The sequence below is a fragment of the Parafrankia sp. Ea1.12 genome (assembly GCF_900465275.1).
GTDB lineage: Bacteria > Actinomycetota > Actinomycetes > Frankiales > Frankiaceae > Parafrankia > Parafrankia soli.
Genome location: NZ_UBIZ01000074.1, coordinates 1 through 18,143, shown reverse-complemented (window position 1 = coordinate 18,143; position 18,143 = coordinate 1). Strand labels below are relative to the sequence as shown.

Genomic DNA, 18,143 nt, shown 5'->3' with positions numbered 1-18,143 from the left:
GGCCGGGGCCGGCGCGGCCGGCCGGAGGATCTCGCCCGTCGCCGGGTCGAGGGCCACGGTGGCGCCCGAGCCGACGGCAAGCCGGTTCTCCAGGGACGCGCCAGGGATCGACTGCCGGGCCGCGGCCAGGACCGCCGCCCCGATCGACGCCCGTGCCGCGTCGTCGGGGGCGCTCCCCCACAGCACGACCGACGAGCCGTCGATCGTCACCGAGCGGACGCCCGGCCCGGTGCCCAACGCCCTCGCCACGTCACCGAACGCCTCCACGGCCGGCGTCGCGACCCGCGGGTCGACCGTGACCGTCGCGGAGACGACGCCGCCGGCGGCGTCCGCCGCCGCGCCCAGCAGGGCGGCCCGGGTCGCACTGTCCGGCACGGTCGCACTCAGCACCACCCCGGCCGGCGCCCGGCCGGCGCGCTGCTCCACCCCGACCACGAGGGGCTGCGCCGGCTCCGAGGCGATGACGGCGTCCGCGGCCAGCCGGACGGAGCTGCTGCCCGAGACGGCGGCCGCCGCCGCCGCCCGGCGGGCGTCCTCGGCGCTGTCGAAGCGGCCGTGCAGCACGATCTCCCGGCCCTCGGCGCTGACCCGCACCTGGGTGGCGCCCGCGGAGCGGACGGCGTCCGCCGCCCGGCCGGTCAGGTCATTCTCGATCGGCCCGCGCCGCAGCCAGAGCGCCCCCAGCCCGAGCAGCAGCCAGGCGATGATCAACGAGACGGCGAACGCCACCAGACGGGGGCGCCGCGGGAACGCCACCGCGGGCGAGGACATGGATGCTCCGTGCTCGATGTCGAACGGGACGGTGGAACAGGCCTGTCGGACGGGACTGTCGTGCGGGATGATCTGTAGCCGTGCCGAGCAGGATCACGAGGAGCCCGCCCGGGGCGCGGCGCCGACCCGGCCAGACGCCCGGCAACCCGGCCGGCGACGCGGATCATCGCAGCGCAAAGCAACTTTCGCACATCCCCGACATCGGGAACGCACCGGGGGAAGGTGGCGAAAAAACTACCGATCGGACGGCCACGGAACGCCACCCGCCCGCAGGGCCTACCGGCGGCCCGGCGGGCCACCGACCCCCAGCCACCAGCCTTGAGCCAGGCTCCCGGTCAGCCCGAGGCCTGGCCCACGTCAGGCTCCAGGCCCGGGCGCCCGGCCACCTTGGTCCCGGCGGCCCTGTCGGCGGCGGCCCTGTCGGCGGTCGCCACGTCGGCCGTCGCCGTCTTCGCCACGTCGGCCGTCGCCGTCTTCGCCACGGCAGGCCGGTGCACCGCGGCGGTGGCCGGAGCGGGAGTCGGCGGAGCCTCAGCCGGCCGGCGTCGGCCGCGGGCGGTGATGGCCAGCGAGAGCAGCGTGCTCACGCCGAGCACCGCCCAGCCGGCGACGGCGTCCAGGATGTAGTGGTTCGAGGTTGCCATCACGACGAACACGGTCGCAGCGGGATAGAGACAGCCGATCACTCGAACGAGGGGTGTGCGGGCGAAACGGGCCAGCATGAAGCCGCACCACAGCGCCCACGCGCAGTGCAGCGAGGGCATGGCCGCGTACTGGTTGGCCAGCCCCTCGAGGCCGTTCGGAGCGGCGCTGGCGCCGCCGCTCCACCATCCCCATCCCTCGAAGTGCGACATCGTGTCGACATACGAGGTGCCGGGCAGGAGCCGGGGCGGGGCGGTGGGGAACAGGAAGAAGCCGCACAGCGAGATCAGGGTGGTGAAGACCAGGGCCCACCGGGCCCGGATGTAGCGGCCGGGGTGGCGACGGTACATCCAGACCAGCAGCGCCGGCGTGACGACGAAGTGCAGGGTCGAGTAGTAGTAGCAGGAGGCGACCGCCAGCGGCGGGATGCTCTGCAGCCACCGGTTGAGGCTGAGCTCGATGTCGAGGTGCAGGTGCTGCTGCAGGCGGAGGATGTCCCAGCCCATGTCGGTCGCGGCGCCGACCGACGAGCCCGCCACGCCACGGGTGGCCGTGTAGACGTAGTAGAGCCCCACCAGGACGACGGCCTCGACCCACAGCCTGGGCAGGCCGGTCGCCGGGTTGCGGAACCGGCCTGTCCCCGGAGGCGTCGGCAGGCCCGCCGGCGCCTCCGCGCGACGTTCCCGGTCCACCCGCTCCCCCCGGTCCATCCGATCCGTCCCGTCGCTCCGCGCCACCCCGCCGGCGGTAGCGGCCCCGCCACTCCGAGCCGCCCCGTCGCTCGGAATCGTCAGATCGTTCTCCTCCGGCAGGCCGGCACGGTCCGCTTCATCCACGCGGGCCGCGTGACTGTCCGGGTCCGTTGGAGCTTCCCGTTCCGCACGACTGTCCCGGTTCGTCCGATCCACCACGCCTCGACTTCCGGTCCGTCCGCCATCGTCACCCCGTCCAGCTTGCGCCGTCCAGCCAATCACGGACGGCAGATCTCGAACGACGAGGGCGGGTGGCCACGGAGACGTTCCTCCGTGGCCACCCGCCCTCGGTGCGGGAGCGGCTGCCGGTCAGGTCCGACCGGCGGGCAGCCCCGCGCCGGGCGCAGCGCCCGCCAGCGCACCGCTGGCCGCGGGCTGGTCAACGGGCAACGCGCTGCCCGCCTTCCAGATGTCCCACGGGACGGACCACTCATTGCCGAGCTGCCGGGTATCCGCCGGGCGACCGGTGTTGCTGATGTCGATGATGTCGCCGAACTGACTGAAGTTGTAGAACCACTGCGCGTCCGCCGGGGAGGCGTTCACGCACCCGTGCGAGACGTTCGCCCGGCCCTGCGACGCCACTGACCACGGAGCGGAGTGCACGTACTGCCCACCGCTGGTGTAGTGGACGGCCCACTGCACCTCTTCGTAGTAGTACTCCGGGTGGCCCTTCGGCACGCCGACCGTCGCCGAGTCCATGATCACCATCGGGGCCTTGCCCAGCACGTTGTGCGGGCCCTCCATGGTCAGGAACCCGGGCTTGCCACCGCTGATCGGCATGGTCCGCACGAGCTGGTCGTTCTGGAACACCTGCATCACGTGGGTGGCCGCGTCGACCTTGCTGATCTGGGCGGCCCCGATCGCGAAGTCCATCGAGCGGTCCTTGACCCCGATCCAGCCGGTGCCGGAGTCGAAGCCCGCGAGGTTGGCCTCCACGTGCACCTTCGTCCCGGGCGCCCAGTACTGCTGCGGGCGCCACACGGCCATCCGGTCCGACATCCAGTTCCAGGCGCCGAGGACCGGCGGGTCGGCGTTCACCGCCAGGCGGCTCTGCACCGCCGCGCGGTCCTTGACCGGAGCGCTGAAGGTCAGGCTGATCGGGGCGCCGACCCCGACGGTCTGACCGGCGACCGGCTCCCACGACACCTTGAACGCCTTGTCCGGGACGCCGGTGGTGAAGCTCGACGTGATGTTCCTGGTGCCGTCCAGCCCCTGGACCGGCGCGGTGGCCGCCTGGATGTCGTAGCGGGTGTCGGAGAACAACCCACCCGCGGACGTCCAGGTCCGGCGGTCGGCGGAGAAGGTCCCCTCCAGCGTGCCGGGGTCGGTCTTCTCCGTCGGGCTCGCGCCGCGGGCCACGGTCACCGACGCCAGCGGCGCGTTGCTCTTCACCACGATCGACTCGGTGAGCGCGATGCCGGCAGCGCCGTCGGCCGGGGTCACCGTCACGGTCGGCACGGCCGGGCGCGGTGGCTCGTTCTGGGCCGGGCCGGCGCCCCCGCCGCCCCCGGAGGAGCAGGAAGCCAGGACCACGGCCGCGGCGAGCACGCCGGAGGCCGCGGCGAGCCGCGACCGGATGATCCCGGCGGGCCGCACGGCCTCCGACCGGCGCCGGACCAGCGGACGGCGGGTGGCGGGCGAGCACCTCCGGTCGGAGGCCCGATCCTGATCAGAACCGGAACCGGACGGAACGGCGCCTCGGGGCGCGCGTATCAAGCTCATCATCGAGCGGGACATGCGTGGCCTACTTCCGAAGACCGAACCGGTGAGGCGGGGCAACGCATCGCGCCGGTTCGTGGCTTGCCGGACAGCGGGCCGCCGTGACCTGCGGACACCGCGCGGAGTGCGGGGATGACGAAACGCGATGTCACCACGGAAAGCGACGCCTTGGAAGCAGAATGTGCGCTCGCTCGACCACTCACGAGCGGACCGTACCCACAGCCCAGAACCACGTCCCGTCGATCACGGGAAAACCCCACCACACTCGCCGGACAACTACTTTTCGTCAATACTTCGACTGCGGAGAGCGACACTCTCCGGCTAGCTGCCATAAACCCCTCCCACGCCGGTTGATCCGACGCACGACTCTTATCCGACGTTGCGCGCCAAGGCTGCACCGGGCCCGACACGGAAGCCCCTCACCGCCACATTGTCGGTAATCAGACAGCGATGGCAACGATAAGTGCCACAAAAATCACGGAACGAAGCCAGCCTTTCGTGCCATGCGACGGATACGCCGGCACCGGCCCACCGGCCGGCGCCCGAACGCGCGCTCCACGGCTGCCATCCGCCGGGACGGCGGGCCCACCCGGGAGAGATCAGCCGCGCCCGATCGGGAAACGGCGCCGAAACGGTCCCCCAACCGAACCGCACCCGCGGTCGCACCAGAATGGGGCGTCCGGCGGTCGGGGCCGGGCCGTGGCACCGCCACGGCCGGTGCGCCACGACCGGTGCGCCACGGCCCCGCCCGGCCCGCCCCGCTCGATCACGGAAGGTGCTCATGGCCATCGTTCTCGGACCGAACCAGTACGGCAAGGCCGAGGTACGGCTCGTCCACGTGGACCGGTCCACACCGGCGCACCGGATCACCGACCTGACGGTCTCCACCGCGCTGCGCGGCGACTTCACCGCCGCCCACACCCGCGGCGACAACAGCCACGTTCTCACCACCGACACCCAGAAGAACGTCGTGTACGCCTTCGCCCGGGAAGGCGGCGTAGGCGAGATCGAACAGTTCGCGAGCCGGCTGGGACGGCATTTCACGACCACCGCCGACTGGATCACCGGGGCGCGGATCGAGATCGAGCAGCACGAGTGGGAACGGATCACGGTCGACGGGCGGGAACACGACCACTCCTTCGTCCGGTCGGGACGCGGAACACGAACGACCGTGGTCACGGTGGAGGCGGACGCCGTCCACGCCGTGTCCGGACTCGCCGGGCTGGTCGTTCTCAGGTCAACCGGCTCGGAGTTCCACGGATTCCCGCGCGACCGGTACACCACCCTGGCCGAGACGTCCGATCGAATCCTCGCCACCGAGGTCACAGCGCGGTGGCGTTACCTGGACGCGGACGGCATGTCCGGCGCCGACTTCGCGCGTCTCGCCGCCGGGATACCGCGCGCGCTCGTCGAGACCTTCGCGGCCGAGCACAGCCTCGCGCTGCAGCAGACCCTGCACCAGATGGGCGAGGCCGTCCTCACCGCTTTCCCGGAAGTCGCCGAGATTCGCATGTCGATGCCGAACAAGCACCATTTCCTGGTCGACCTGGAACCGTTCGGCCTGGACAACCCGAACACCGTCTACCTGGCCGCGGACCGTCCCTACGGGCGGATCGAGGGCACGGTGCGGCGCGACGACGTCCCGGAGGCCCCCGCCGCCTGGTACGGCACGCCCGGCTTCTGCTGAGCCGCCCTGTTCCCGCTGAGCCGGCCGGCTTCGCCTGAGCCGGCCGGCCTCCGCTTCCGCCGTCAAGCCGGCGGGCTCAGGCCGGGGTGATGATCACCCTGTCCCCGGGTACCAGCCGCAGGCTGCGCGCCGCGTCGCCGTCCCGGCGGGCCACCGCGACCAGACCGCCCGAATCCAGGTAGAGCACCAGCTCCCCGGGCTCGACGGAGCCGAAGGTGACGCCGACGGCGAGCTCCACCGGCCCCGCCGGCCCGGGCACGAGCTCGGGCTCCCCCACGGCTCGCCGCTCGCCGGACGGCCGGATCTGCCCGCCGGTCGGCGGAACCCGGTCGCCGGACGGCCGGGCCCGCTCGGCGGTCAGCCGGACCCGGTCGCCGGGCCGCAGGCCGGCCTGGGTGAGCAGCTCCGCCGCCGCGGCCAGTGCCACGTTGCCGAAGCCGTCCACGGTCAGGACATCCGCCTCCAGCCGGGACCCGGCGGGCCCGCGCAGCACGCGGGCGAACGGCTCGGGCAGCCGCACCACGGACGCGGGATCGATCCGCTCGCCCAGCGCGTCCAGGGGGCGGCCGGTGGCCAGCGCGGCCGCCGCCGGCGCGAAGACGTCCCGGCCGTGGAAGGTCGCCGGGATGCCCTCGGGCATGGTGAGGTCCACCGCCGCCAGCAGCCCGCCCAGGGCCTCTGCGGCGGGCACGAGCAGCCCGTTGTCGGGGCCGACCACGAACCCACCGGGCGTGCGCGCGGCGAGCGCCCGCCGGGAGGTGCCGACCCCCGGATCGACCACGGCGACGTGGACCCCACGCGGCAGATGCCGCACCGTGGAAGCGAGGACCGCGGCCCCGCGCCGGACGTCCCCGCGCGGCACGAGGTGGGTCACGTCCACGATCGGCACCCCCGGGGCCAGCCGGAGCAGGACGCCGTGGCACGCGGCGACGAAACCGTCCAGCAGGCCGTAGTCGGTCGTCAGGCTGACGCAGCTCATGCCGCCCGAGCGTGCCAGAAGGCGCGCCGGCGGGAGGCGGGGCACGCTTCTCGTCCACCCCGGGTCTGTCTCCGGGGTCCGGCGTCAGATCGCGCTCCGGGGTCCGGCGTCAGATCGCGCCGACGGCGCGCAGGTCGGCGATCTCGGTCGGGTCGAGGCCGAGTTCGCCGAGGATGCGGTCGGTGTGCTCGCCGAGCGCGGGCACCGGGCCAAGACGGGCGTCCTCCCCGGGGAACTCGACCACCGGCCGGGTCTGGCGCACCGGGCCGACCGGCGAGCCGACCTCGACCCAGCGCCCGCGGGCGGCGAGCTGGGGGTGGGCGAGCACGCCGGCGACGGTGCTCACCCGGGCGTACGCCACCCCGGCCGCGGCAAGGCCCGCCTCCAGCTCGGCCGTGCCCAGGGTGGCGACGACAGCGGCGACCACGGCGTCGGTGCGCTCCCGGTTCCGCACCCGGGCCTGGTTCGTCGCGAAGTCGGGGTCGTCCGCCAGTTCGGGGCGGCTCAGCGGGCCCCGGGCGAGCCGCGCCCACTCTCCGTCGTTCTGGACGCCGATGAGCACGTCGTCGCCGTCCGCCGTCCGGAAGGCCTCGTACGGCGCGATCGACTGGTGGCCGATCCCGGACCGGGCCAGCTCGACCCCGGTGTGCTCGACGGTCTGCACCGGGTAGCCCATCCATTCGGTGAGGGCGTCGAGCATGGCGATCTCCAGCACGGCGCCGGCGCCCGACCGCTCCCGGCGCAGCAGCGCGGAGAGCACACCCTGGATCACGTAGCTGCCCGCGGCGACGTCACCGGCGGCGAACCCGGCCTTGGCGGGATGGTCCGGGGTGCCGGTGACGGCGATCAGGCCCGCCTCGGCCTGGACAAGCATGTCGTAGGCCTTCCGCCCGCGGTAGGGGCCACTCGGGCCGTAGCCGGACAGGTCCACCGCGACGAGCTCGGGACGGCGGGCGACGAGCGTGGCCGCGTCGAGGCCCAGCCGCGCCGCGGCTCCCGGCCCGAGATTCTGCGCGACGACGTCGGCGCGCTCGATGAGACGATCGAGCACGGCCCGGGCGCGGGGCACCTTCAGGTCGAGGGTCAGCGACTCCTTGGAACGGTTCAGCCAGGAGAAGTGGGCCGACATCCCGCCGCGCACCGCGCGGTCGTAGTCGCGCGCGAAGTCCCCCTGCCCCGGGCGCTCCACCTTGATCACCCGGGCGCCCAGCTCGGCCAGGTGCCGGGTCGCGAACGGCAGCGCCACGGCATGCTCCAGGCTGACGACGGTCACACCCGCGAGCGGAAGCACACCGGCCAGGCTAGCGGCCCGGCCGGGCCTCACCGTCGACGATCCGGCCGTTGACAACCTCGCCGTCCACGACCTCGCCGTCGACAACCTCGGCGTCGACAACCTCGGCGTCCACGACCTCGGCGTCCACGACCTCGGCGTCGGCGGCCTTGCCGTCCTGGAAGCCGCCGTCGACGAGGTCACCGTCCAGCACATCGGCGTCGACGATCCGGTGGCCGCCCGCGGCGAGGGCGCGGGGCTCGTCGCCCGCGGTGGTCTTCGGGGCGAAGCCGGCCTGCCGGCGGTCCGAGCGCGCCGGGCCGCCGTTGGCGATGACGACCGCGATCCACGGAAGGATGATGGCGAGGCCCACGGCGACGAGCCGCAGCCACCCGGTGAACACGACGACGGCCAGCACGAAGCAGACCACCCGGACCAGCATCGTCAGGATGTAGCGCTGCTCCCGGCGCCGGATCTCCGCCGGCCGGGCCTCCTCCGCCGAGGTGATCAGCACGGGCTCGGCCCGCCGCCACCTCACACCGATCGCCCGCTCACAGTGCCCACTGCCCGCTCACGACGTCCATGGCCCGCTCAACGCCCATCGCCGAGGATCCGGAGCGGGACGGTCGTCCCCTCCTGGCGACATCCTGCCCACGCGGGCGCGGACGGAACAACGATCCCCGTCGCGAGATCCGACACCTGGAAGAGTTCCCACCCCACCAATCTGTGTCCGAATGTTTACGCGGTGGACGGATGATGGTCCTCGCCTGGGCGCTGGTCGCTGCCACCGTGCTCGTGTGCGAGTCGCCGTGGTCAGTGAGTCGTTTCTACCCCAGGTCGACGGCGTGACGAACTCGGTGTGCCGGGTGCTGGAGCATCTGCGCGACACCGGTCACGAGGCGCTCGTCGTCGCCCCGGCGCCGGCTCCGGCCGCCCGCCGGACCGCCCCGCGCAGCTACGCCGGGGCCCCGGTGCTGTGGAGCCCGTCAGCGCCGATGCCCGGCTACCCCGAGTTCCGCTTCGCGACCCCGTGGCCGGGGCTGGCCGCGGCGCTGCGCGAGTTCCGCCCGGACATCGTCCACCTTGCCGCCCCGGCCGGCCTGGGCGCCCAGGCCGCCTACGCCGCGCGCCGGCTGGGCGTACCGAGCATCGCCGTCTACCAGACCGACATCGCGGCGTTCGCGACCCGCTACGGGCTCTCCGCGGCCGAGCGGACGATCTGGCGCTGGCTGGCCAGCGTGCACCGCCTCGCCGCCCGCACGCTGGCGCCGTCCTGGGACGCGGTGGACACCCTGCTCGCCGAGGGCGTGCAGCGGGTCGCCCGCTGGAGCCGGGGCGTCGACCTCGAGCGCTTCCACCCCGATCACCGCGACGAGCGGCTGCGGGCCGCCCTGGCGCCGCGCGGCGAGGTCCTCGTCGGGTATGTGGGACGGCTCGCCCGGGAGAAGCGCGTCGAGCTGCTCGCCGGCATCGCCGACCTGCCGGGGGCGCGACTCGTCGTCGTCGGCGACGGGCCCTGCCGGCCGGCGCTGACGAGGGCGCTGCCCGGGGCGGCGTTCCTGGGCTTCCGCACCGGCGCCGACCTGTCGGCCGCCGTCGCCAGCCTGGACGTCTTCGTCCACACCGGCACGCATGAGACGTTCTGCCAGGCGGCGCAGGAGGCGAAGGCCAGCGGGGTCGCGGTCGTGGGGCCGGCGGCCGGGGGGCTGCTCGACGTCATCGAGCACGAGCGGACCGGCCTGCACTACACGCCCGGCGACCCGCACGCACTGCGCCGCGAGGTCACCCGGCTGGTCGAGGACGGCGAGCTGCGGGCCCGGCTGGCGAGCGCGGCGCGCGCCTCGGTGGCCGGCTGCGACTGGTACGCCATCGGCGACGAGCTGCTCGGGCACTACCGGGACGTGCTGGGCACCGCGCAGCCCGCGGCCGGGCGGCGCCACCGCCTGCCCACCCGGCTCACCCGGGCCCGCCGCGGGCCCGGCGGCACGCGGATCGCCGGACCGGCGGAGGCCGCGCGCCCCGCGTGGACGGCGATGACACCGATGACCGCGGTGCCGGCGCTCGCCGTGACGACCGCGACGACCGCGACTGCGACGACCGCGACGACCGACGGGTGGCCAGGATGAGGATCGTGCAGGCGGCGAGTTTCGTCGCGCCGGCGTCGGGCGGCATCCGGACGACGCTGCGGCACCTCGCCGCGGGGTACGCGGGGGCCGGCCACGAGGTGGTGCAGATCGTCCCGGGCGCCGCGGACGGAGAGGAGCGCACCGCACACGCGCGGATCATCACCCTGCGCGCGCCGCTGCTGCCCGGCACCGGCTACCGGGTGCTGGCCGAGCCGTGGCGGGTGGCCGCGGTGATGGAGCGGGAGCGCGCCGACCGGATCGAGATCCACGACCGCGCGACGCTGCGCCCGCTCGGCCGGTGGGCCCGCCGGCAGGGCGTCCGCTCGCTCGTGGTCAGCCACGAGCGGCTCGACCGCCTGCTGGGCCTGTGGACGCCCGCTCCGCTGCGCGGGGTGCTGCCGGTCCGGGCCGCGGCCGACCGGTCGAACCGGGCGCTCGCCGCGGGCTTCGACACCGTGGTCGCGACGACGGGGTGGGCGGCCACCGAGTTCGTCCGGATCGGCGCGCCGAACCTGAGCCAGGTCCCGCTCGGCGTCGAGCTGGACCGCTTCCAACCGGCCAACCACGACCGCACGCTGCGCCGCGCGTTCGCCCGGGACCGGGAGATCCTGATCGTCGCGGCGACCCGGCTCTCCCCGGAGAAGCGGGTCGACATCGCGCTCGCCGCGGTGGCCGAGCTGGTGCGCCGCCGGGTGCCGGTACGCCTCGTCATCGCCGGTGACGGAGCCAGCCGCGCCCGCCTGGAACGCCTCGCCGCGGGCCTGCCGGTGGCCTTCCTCGGGTTCGTCGCCGACCCGCGGCGCCTCGCCGGCCTGCTCGCGACCGCCGATCTGGCCTTCGCCCCGGGCCCGATCGAGACGTTCGGCCTGGCCGCACTGGAGGCGATGGCCAGCGGGACGGCGCCGGTCGTCCACCACGCGAGCGCGCTCGCGGAGCTCGTCGCCGACCCCGCCGGCGACGGGGCCGCCGGGACGAGCGCCGCGGGAACCGGGTTCACGTTCGCCGACGCCGCTCTCGACCTGCTGTCGATCGACCCCGACCGCCGACGGGACGCCGCCCGGGCCCGCGCCGAGCGGTTCCCGTGGAGCGCCACCATCGACGGGTTCCTGCGCTGCCACGACCTGCCCGCCGCGTCCCCCGCGGTGGACGCGACTCCCGCGGCCGGTCCGGTCTCGGGCCCCCTCGCGGCCTGACGCCACGACGCCGCCGTGGACGACACCGCCGTGAACGACGACCCGCGCACCGTGCCGACGCGCCCGCTCCGCCTGGTCCGCCCGGACGGCGCCCTCGGCTTCGTCGCGCTCGGCGACAGCCTCACCGCCGGCCTGGGCGACGGAGTCAGCATGGGCCGCGACCGCGGGCCGGGGGCGCTGGCCGGCCGCGGCTTCGCGGCGCTGCTCGCGGCGGCGCTGGCCCCGCCCGGGCTCGTCCACTACGAGAACCTGGCCCGCACGGGCGCGACCGCCCGGGACGTCCGCGTCCGCCAGCTCCCCGTGGCCCTGGCGCTGCGGCCCGCGCTGGCCTGCGTGGTCGCCGGCATGAACGACGTCTTCAAGCCGACCTTCGACCCGCTGCGGCTGCGCCAGGACATGGTGTGGAGCATCGGCCGGCTGCGCACCGACGGCATTGTCGTGCTGACCGCGCGGCTGCCCGATCCGGGTGGTCTGCTGCCGCTGCCCGGCCCGATCGAGCGGCTGCTCGCCGAGCGGGTCGGACATCTCAACGCGGCGGTCGACGCCGCCGCCGCGCGCGACGACGGGGTGCTCGTCGTGGACCTCGGCCGGCACCCGGCCGTCCGCCGGCGCTCCACCTTCGACGTCGACCTGGTGCACCCGGGACCGCACGGACATCGCCTTATCGCAGGGGCCTTCGCCGAGAAGCTGCGGGAGACCGGGATGGCTGTCGGCGAGCTGCCGGACCCCCGGCACGTGCCCCCGCCGCCGGGAACCGCGGACCACCTGCGCTGGGTCGCCACGATCGGGATTCCCTGGCTGCTGGGCCGCGCGCACGCCCCGCGGCGTGATTTGCGTCCGCGAAACCACGGTTTCCGGCGACTCGGTACCGCGTTTGGCCGGTGAATTCCCTACGGTAGGCATGTGCTTGCCGACCTGCCCGCTTCCCCGCGCTCCGGCGTCCTCGCCGGCTGGGGCAACGCCTGGCTGGCCGGACTCGTCGGCCTCGACGACGTCATCACCCAGGTTCACGAGGCGCTGGGCGGCAGTGCGCCGCACACCGTCGGTGACGAACCTCTGGTCCTCGGCCTCGGGGCGCTGCGCCGCGCCGGAGCCGAACGGATGCGCCTGGTGCTCCCGGTGCCCGGTGACGTGAGCGGCCTGCCGGGTCCGCCCGACGTGAACAGGGACGCGCTCACCGCCGGCGAGGCGCTGGTGGTGATCGGGCCCACGCCCCCGCTCGTCCTCGTGCCGTCCGTGATCGTGCACGGCCCGGCCGTCGAGGGCGGCCTGGAGTCCGTGCACTGGCGGGTGCTGCGGGCCGGCCGGGTTCCACCGCCACCCGCCGGGCTGCGCGCCGCCGACCACGAGCTGTCGGTCGCGATCAGGCAGACCACGGCGGCGCTGGTGGACCTCGACATCGCCAGCGCCCGGCCGGAGGTGCTGGCCCTGCTGCGCGACCGCGGCGAGCCCGAGCCCGGCCCCGGGCTGGGGCCGGGCTACCCGCCGAACGCGCACGCCCTGCTCGCCCGCGCCGAGCGGCTCGCCGAACTGCTGGAGCTCGCCGCCCGCGACGACGGCGCCGCGGTCACCGCGACCGAGGTCAGCCGCCGCTCCGCGGCCCTGCGGGGCCTGTCCGGCGCCGTCCGGCGGGCCTACGAGGCGGCCTACGACGCCTTCGACCCGGCCTACGCCAGCCACTGATCCGCTTGGTTTCTTCCTCGCCGTTTCGGGGGTCGATGGCGGCGGATTCCGGCCCGAAAGGGCGAGCAGGAAGCTAAAGGGCGAGCGGGCCGTGATGGGCGAAGACCGAGGTGGCCATCGGCGGTGGGGATCGCCGGTACCCGACGGGGCCCGGCGGCCTTGCCCCTGCGCGGGCTCAGTTCAGGCGCGGGCAGAAGTGGCCGGACGGGCCGTCGGGGCGGCCGCAGAGCACGCACGGCGGGCGGCCGGCGGCCACGATGCTGCGGGCCCGTTCGATGAAGGCCTTGGTCTGCTCGATCGAGAGGCCGACGCGCAGCGAGTCGACGTCGCTCTCGGTGTCGGTGATCCGCGGCTCGCTCGAGGCGAGTCCGGCGGCCTCGACGAACACCCGGTGCCCGTCCCACGACACCGTCAGCTGGCCGAGGTGGAAGTCCTCCTCGAACGGGGCGTCGAGGGGGGCGAGGTCGACCTCGACGTCGGAGGCGGCCGGCAGCGCGATCCCCTGGGTCTGACCCACCTGGCCGAGCAGGGCCGTCAGCCCTTCGGCGAGCGCCGTCACCTCGGTCTTCTCCAGACCCACCGTGACGAGTTGCCCACGAGCCGCCGCCTGGAGGAAGAACACGCGGTCACCGGGCTGCCCGACGGTCCCGACCACGAACCGCTCCGGCGGGTCGAACACAAATCGCTGCATGTCTCGGATCGCTCCGTCTTATTCGCCTGCGGGGTGAGAGTCGGACCGCGACGTACCTGCCCGCTCATCCACCAGTATCGTCGCTTCGTTGCGCGGTTCACCATGCCGGGAGCGCTCCGCGTTCGCCGGCCTGCCCGGCTGTGACGCCGTCACGCCGGAACGTGCCGGGCCGTGCGCGCACAGATCCGCCGGGACACCGGCGGCCGCCGGGCGCCGAGCGCCCGGGTCACAGCAGTGCAGCGGGCAGACGTCGTGCGACGGCCCCTCGCCGCTCAGCGCGGGCCGCTCCCACTCGGGGGAACGGCGCTCGGCGACCAGATCGGCCACCATCGCGACGAAGCGGGGATCCGTGCCGACGGTACCCGCCCGGGCGACCGCCAGGCCGCGTTCCGAGGCGGTGCGCACCGCCTCGACGTCGAGATCGTAGACGACCTCCATGTGGTCGCTGACGAAACCGACCGGCACGATCACCGCGGCGCGCGCGCCGCCGTCCGCGAGCGCCGCCAGGGCGTCGTTGACGTCCGGTTCGAGCCAGGGCACGCTCGGTGGGCCGCTGCGGCTGCAGTAGGCGACCTGCCACTCGTGCCGGGTACCGACGCACGCGGCGACGCGCTGCGCGATCACACCGGCGGCCGCGCGGAGCTGGCGCTCGTAGGCTCCGCCGTCCGGCCCGCTCGCGGCCGCCTGCGAGCGGGGCAGCGCGTGGGCGGTGAACATCAGCCGGGCCTCGTCGCGCACCGCCACCGGCAGCGTCGCGAGCGCCCGCACGCAGTGGTCGACCATCGGCTCGACGAATCCCGGGTGGTCGAAGAACAGCCGCAGCTTCACCAGGTCGGGGGCGCCCGGGCCGACCTGCTCCAGGGCCGCCGCCAGATCCTCCCGGTACTGCCGGCACCCCGAGTAGGACGCGAACGCGGACGTCACGAAGCAGGCCGCCCGGCGCACGCCGTCGGCCCGCATGCGCGCCACGGCGTCGGCGAGGTACGGCTGCCAGTTCCGGTTGCCCCAGTACACGGGCATCGGGGCCAGCCGCTCCCGCAGCGAGGCGAGCAGCGCCCGGTTCTGGTCGTTGATCGGGCTGCGCCCACCGAAGCGGTCGTAGTGCGCCGCGACCTCGGCCAGCCGCGCCTCGGGCACGCCGCGGCCGCGGGTCACGTTGCGCAGGAACGGCAGGACGTCCTCCGGCCCCTCCGGACCGCCGAAGGAGACGAGCAGCAGCGCGTCCACGTCGATCCCGCGGCCGTGGCCGGCGGCGTCCGTCGGCACCGTCATGTCCCCTTTCCGTGTACGTCGCCCCCGTCGTACGTCGTACGTCGCGCCCGTCCGCCAGCCGGGTCCGCGCCGTCAGCGCGGCACCCGGCCCCGGATCTCGTCGAGGTACGTCGGGAAGTACCGCGAGATCGTCGACAGGTCGAACGAGCGCAGGATGTCGCCCGCAGGCTCGCGGGCCAGCAGGAACGCGAAGGACTCCCGGACGAGGGCGGTCAGCGCCGCGTCGTCGTCCGGATCCAGCCCCAGCGCGTCGACGACCTCGTCGTCCACCCGGACGGCGTAGGAGAACGCCAGCCCGTGCGCCCCGGGCGCGGTCTCCTCTGCGACCTCGACCGCGTAGCCGCGGCCTCCCCGCGACTCGACCCTGATCATGCTCACGGCGCCACCTCCACCGGCCCTCGCGCACCCGGCCCTCGCGGCGCTCCGGCGCGCCGCGCTGGGGGACGGCCGCCCGCCCGCCCGGCGATCCGTCCACTCCCACCGTGGCCCATCAGCACCCGCCGCGTCGACCCGTGGGCCGCCCGGGCGGGCGGCACGCTCCCCGCCGGGGGCGTCGCCACGGGCCGTGGCCGGCGACGGGCGGGCGGCACCGTCCGTCACTGTCATCTCACGGCTGCTGTCATCTCAGGGCTGCAACGCCACGCGCCGGGCGCGTCATTCCGCTGGCCGCGCCGCCGACGCGCGCCGGTTGCCGGTGTGGGCCGTCAGTGGCCCATGCCGGCGCCACCGTCGACCGGGATGACCGCGCCGTTCACATACGCGGCGCCCTGCGACGCGAGGAAGACCACCGCCGCGGCGACCTCCGCGGGGTCGCCCATCCGTCCGGCGGGGGTGGCGGCGACGAGGAACTCGCGCTGGGTGTCGGTGAGCGCGTCCGTCATGTCCGTGCGGATCGGACCCGGGGCGATCACGTTCGAGGTGATCCCACGGCCGCCGAGCTCGCGTGCCAGCGACCGGGCGAAACCCACCAGGCCCGCCTTGGAGGCGGCGTAGTTCGACTGCCCCGGACCGCCGGAGAGCCCCACCACCGACGAGATGAAGATCAACCGACCGTTGCGGCGCCGGATCATCGAGCGCGACGCGCGCTTCGCCACCCGGTAGGCCCCGAGCAGGTTGGTGTCGACGACGTCGCGGAAGGAGTCCTCCGACATCATGAGCATCAGCGTGTCGCGCACGATGCCGGCGTTGGACACGACGATCTCGACCGGGCCGAGCGCGGCCTCGACCTCGCTGAACGCCTTGTCGACGCTGTCCGCGCTGGTGACGTCCATCCGCACCCCGAGCATCCCGTCGGGTGCCTCGCCACCGCGGCTGGCCACGGCCACCCGGTCACCCGAGGCCGCGAGCGCCGCCGCGCACGCGGCGCCGATCCCACGGTTGCCACCGGTCACCAGTGCGACTCGACCTTCGTTCTCGACCATGGCCGGGATCGTAGCGGCCCGCCGGGTCGCGCGAGCCCATGCCACCCGGGACACTCCCCGCCCCGTGCCGCCGGCCCGTCGGGGACGATGGGCGGGTGCGCGTAGCGATCCGGGTGCGTCCCGCCGCCGACCGGACGGCCGTGGGGCCGGCGACGTCCGACCCGACCCACGGCCGGCTGCTGGTCGTGCGCGTACGGGAACCGGCGGTCGAGGGCCGGGCGAACGAGGCGGCGCTGCGCGCCCTCGCGCAGGCACTGGGTGTCCGCCGGTCCGACGTGGCCCTGATCCGCTCGATCGGCAGGGTCAAGTTCATCGAGGTGGACGCTCCGGACGACGTCATCACGCGGCGAGTCGAGGAACTGGCGCAACATTCCGACCCGGCCGCACGTCTGGACTCCAGGTAGGTCGTCGAGGCGATGGGACGGAGGCGGGGGTTGCGCAGGACGGACATCCGAGCCGGCGAGTACACGCACGGCCACGGCCGCCGGGACGACCTGACGATCGATCCCGCGATGCCGGCCGAGTCGCCCGCCGACGACGCCGCGTCGGGCCGTGACGGCCGTGACAACCGCGGCGACGCCGGCCGCGCCGACACCGGCCCCGGCGAGGTACGCCCCGGCGGGTCAGGTCCCGGCGACGCGGCCGGTGCCGCTACGAGCCTCGGTGACTCGGCCGGGCACGGTAACCGGAGCGGGCCCGATGCCATGGGCGGGCCTGGCGGCGCGACGGGTGCCGCCGGGGAAGACGCCGGTGGCGGTTCGGAGGAGGCGGCGCGACTCGGCGAGATCGTTCCCGGGCCGCCCGGCGGCGTGCTCGACCTCGCGGCGCTGGCCGCCGTGGAAGCCCGGCTGCGCGAGCTCGCGGCGGCAGGCATCGACCACGCCGTCTCGACCGGCGCCCGCGGCCCACGAGGGGCGGCCGCCGACCGGGCCATGTGCGAGGCCGCGTCCACGATCGCCGCGGCGCTGTGGTTCGACACGCTGCGGGTCGCCGACCGGGTCTCCGCCACCCCGCACGCGGGGCCGCTGCTGGGAGCCGTCCACCAGGTCCTGCGGTCCGCGCTCGACGGTGACGAGCCGCCGATGCCCGGCGGCCCTCCGCTCGCCGCCGCGTTTCCGGTCGCCGCCGGCCTTCCGGTCGCCGCCGGTCCGCGGCCACCCGACCGCTTGCCGTCCCTCGACCGGGTGGACGGCGCCGCGGCGGCGGGGCCGTCCACCCGGCGGCCGCCGCGCGCGACCGGGGCCGGCAACGTCGGGCCGAACGGGACCATCTGGTCGGCGCTGGCCAGCCGCTTCGCGGGTGAGCGCTTCGACCGTGCCCCGAGCGGCCGCCAGATCTGCCTGATCGATTTCGCGGAGCTGCGCGACTCCGCGGTCTGGGAGGCCGTGACCGACGAGCGGGTCTCCCACCTGGGCGAGCTGTTCTGGGTGGTCCTGGTGACCGGCGGCGCGCCGACCGACTCCGGGGCGCCGGGGACGCCAGCCGGCCCCGGCCCGGGCGGGCCGCCCGGTGGCGTCGGCGGGCCGGCCCGGGCGGCGCGGATGTTCGAGGCCGCCGGCTGGCAGGTGCTGACCCTGCGCTACGGCCGCCGGCTCGCCGCCCTGTTCCGGGCCCCCGGCGGCGCGGCGCTGCGGGCCCGGCTGGACGCGATGTCGCCCGCCGAGTACCTCGCTCTGCTCCAACTGGACGGGACCGAGCTGCGGCGCCGGCTCGCCGGTCCGGGAGCCTCCGGGGCCGGTGTCGACCGGCTGCTCGACGGACTGAGCGACGAGCAGATCCACGATGCGCTGCGCGATCTGGGCGGCCACGACCTCGCGCTGATCATCGACGCGTTCGACGAGGTCGAGGCCGGGCGACCGACCGTCCTGTTCGCCTACACCGGCCCACTGCCCGCGCCCGCCCGCCCGGCCTCGACCTCGTCGAACGCGTCGATGATC

At 75.0% G+C, this 18,143-nt stretch carries 15 protein-coding genes and 2 pseudogenes; 7 read left to right on the top strand and 10 right to left on the bottom strand.

Annotated features, from left to right (window positions below; genetic code table 11):
- The 3 genes and pseudogenes from FMEAI12_RS00510 to FMEAI12_RS00500 form a co-directional block, all read right to left on the bottom strand.
- Positions 1-771: pseudogene (locus FMEAI12_RS00510) on the bottom strand (OmpA family protein); the annotation flags it as partial.
- A 335-nt stretch (positions 772-1,106) separates the two neighbouring features.
- A complete protein-coding gene (locus tag FMEAI12_RS00505) occupies positions 1,107-2,123 on the bottom strand; it encodes a phosphatase PAP2 family protein (RefSeq protein ID WP_235013543.1) in 1,017 nt (338 codons plus the stop codon).
- Positions 2,124-2,474: 351 nt separating this feature from the next.
- On the bottom strand, positions 2,475-3,902 hold the full coding sequence (locus FMEAI12_RS00500) for an Ig-like domain-containing protein (protein ID WP_112104576.1): 1,428 nt from the start codon (positions 3,900-3,902) through the stop codon (positions 2,475-2,477).
- Positions 3,903-4,665: 763 nt separating this feature from the next.
- Here FMEAI12_RS00500 and pucL point away from each other — a divergent pair.
- Positions 4,666-5,571, top strand: a complete 906-nt coding sequence (pucL, locus tag FMEAI12_RS00495) for a factor-independent urate hydroxylase (protein WP_020459844.1) — start codon at positions 4,666-4,668, stop codon at positions 5,569-5,571.
- 76 nt (positions 5,572-5,647) lie between these two features.
- On the opposite strand, the gene FMEAI12_RS00490 is transcribed toward pucL, so the two are convergent.
- From FMEAI12_RS00490 to FMEAI12_RS00480, 3 genes are all read right to left on the bottom strand, one after another.
- Entirely contained in the window at positions 5,648-6,550 is a 903-nt protein-coding gene (locus tag FMEAI12_RS00490; RefSeq protein ID WP_112104575.1) for an S-adenosyl-l-methionine hydroxide adenosyltransferase family protein, read from the bottom strand.
- Positions 6,551-6,659: 109 nt separating this feature from the next.
- A complete protein-coding gene (locus tag FMEAI12_RS00485; protein ID WP_112104580.1) occupies positions 6,660-7,841 on the bottom strand; it encodes a CaiB/BaiF CoA-transferase family protein in 1,182 nt (393 codons plus the stop codon).
- Positions 7,842-7,851: 10 nt separating this feature from the next.
- Positions 7,852-8,358, bottom strand: coding sequence for a DUF3099 domain-containing protein (locus FMEAI12_RS00480; RefSeq protein WP_112104574.1), 507 nt, complete (start codon positions 8,356-8,358; stop codon positions 7,852-7,854).
- 307 nt (positions 8,359-8,665) lie between these two features.
- On the opposite strand from FMEAI12_RS00480, the gene FMEAI12_RS00475 reads away from it, so the two are divergent.
- Genes FMEAI12_RS00475 through FMEAI12_RS00460 form a run of 4 tightly spaced genes read left to right on the top strand, consistent with a single transcriptional unit; the run spans position 8,666 to position 12,822 of the window.
- Complete coding sequence (locus FMEAI12_RS00475; protein ID WP_235013542.1) at positions 8,666-9,946, top strand: glycosyltransferase family 1 protein; 1,281 nt, start codon at positions 8,666-8,668, stop codon at positions 9,944-9,946.
- On the top strand, positions 9,943-11,139 hold the full coding sequence (locus FMEAI12_RS00470; protein ID WP_112104579.1) for a glycosyltransferase: 1,197 nt from the start codon (positions 9,943-9,945) through the stop codon (positions 11,137-11,139). Before FMEAI12_RS00475 ends, FMEAI12_RS00470 begins: the two co-directional genes overlap by 4 nt.
- Before the next feature lie 30 nt (positions 11,140-11,169).
- Entirely contained in the window at positions 11,170-12,024 is an 855-nt protein-coding gene (locus FMEAI12_RS00465; RefSeq protein WP_112104578.1) for an SGNH/GDSL hydrolase family protein, read from the top strand.
- An 18-nt stretch (positions 12,025-12,042) separates the two neighbouring features.
- Positions 12,043-12,822: a hypothetical protein gene (locus FMEAI12_RS00460; RefSeq protein ID WP_198541270.1), complete on the top strand. Its 780-nt coding sequence runs from the start codon at positions 12,043-12,045 to the stop codon at positions 12,820-12,822.
- Positions 12,823-12,997: 175 nt separating this feature from the next.
- Here FMEAI12_RS00460 and FMEAI12_RS00455 read toward each other — a convergent pair whose 3' ends face one another.
- The 4 genes from FMEAI12_RS00455 to fabG form a co-directional block, all read right to left on the bottom strand.
- Entirely contained in the window at positions 12,998-13,513 is a 516-nt protein-coding gene (locus tag FMEAI12_RS00455) for a DUF3090 family protein (RefSeq protein ID WP_112104572.1), read from the bottom strand.
- 18 nt (positions 13,514-13,531) lie between these two features.
- A complete protein-coding gene (locus FMEAI12_RS00450) occupies positions 13,532-14,785 on the bottom strand; it encodes a ferrochelatase (protein WP_112104571.1) in 1,254 nt (417 codons plus the stop codon).
- Positions 14,786-14,857: 72 nt separating this feature from the next.
- Positions 14,858-15,163, bottom strand: a complete 306-nt coding sequence (locus tag FMEAI12_RS00445) for a hypothetical protein (RefSeq protein WP_165938502.1) — start codon at positions 15,161-15,163, stop codon at positions 14,858-14,860.
- Between the two features lie 326 nt (positions 15,164-15,489).
- Positions 15,490-16,206 (bottom strand): 3-oxoacyl-ACP reductase FabG, encoded by a 717-nt coding sequence (fabG, locus tag FMEAI12_RS00440; RefSeq protein WP_071062534.1) that lies wholly within the window; start codon positions 16,204-16,206, stop codon positions 15,490-15,492.
- 95 nt (positions 16,207-16,301) lie between these two features.
- Between fabG and FMEAI12_RS00435 the strand changes: the two genes are divergently transcribed.
- Together FMEAI12_RS00435 and FMEAI12_RS00430 are read left to right on the top strand one after the other, a co-directional pair.
- Positions 16,302-16,610 (top strand): DUF167 domain-containing protein, encoded by a 309-nt coding sequence (locus FMEAI12_RS00435; protein WP_071062536.1) that lies wholly within the window; start codon positions 16,302-16,304, stop codon positions 16,608-16,610.
- A gap of 12 nt (positions 16,611-16,622) precedes the next feature.
- Positions 16,623-18,143, top strand: a pseudogene (locus FMEAI12_RS00430) (pyruvate dehydrogenase); the annotation flags it as partial.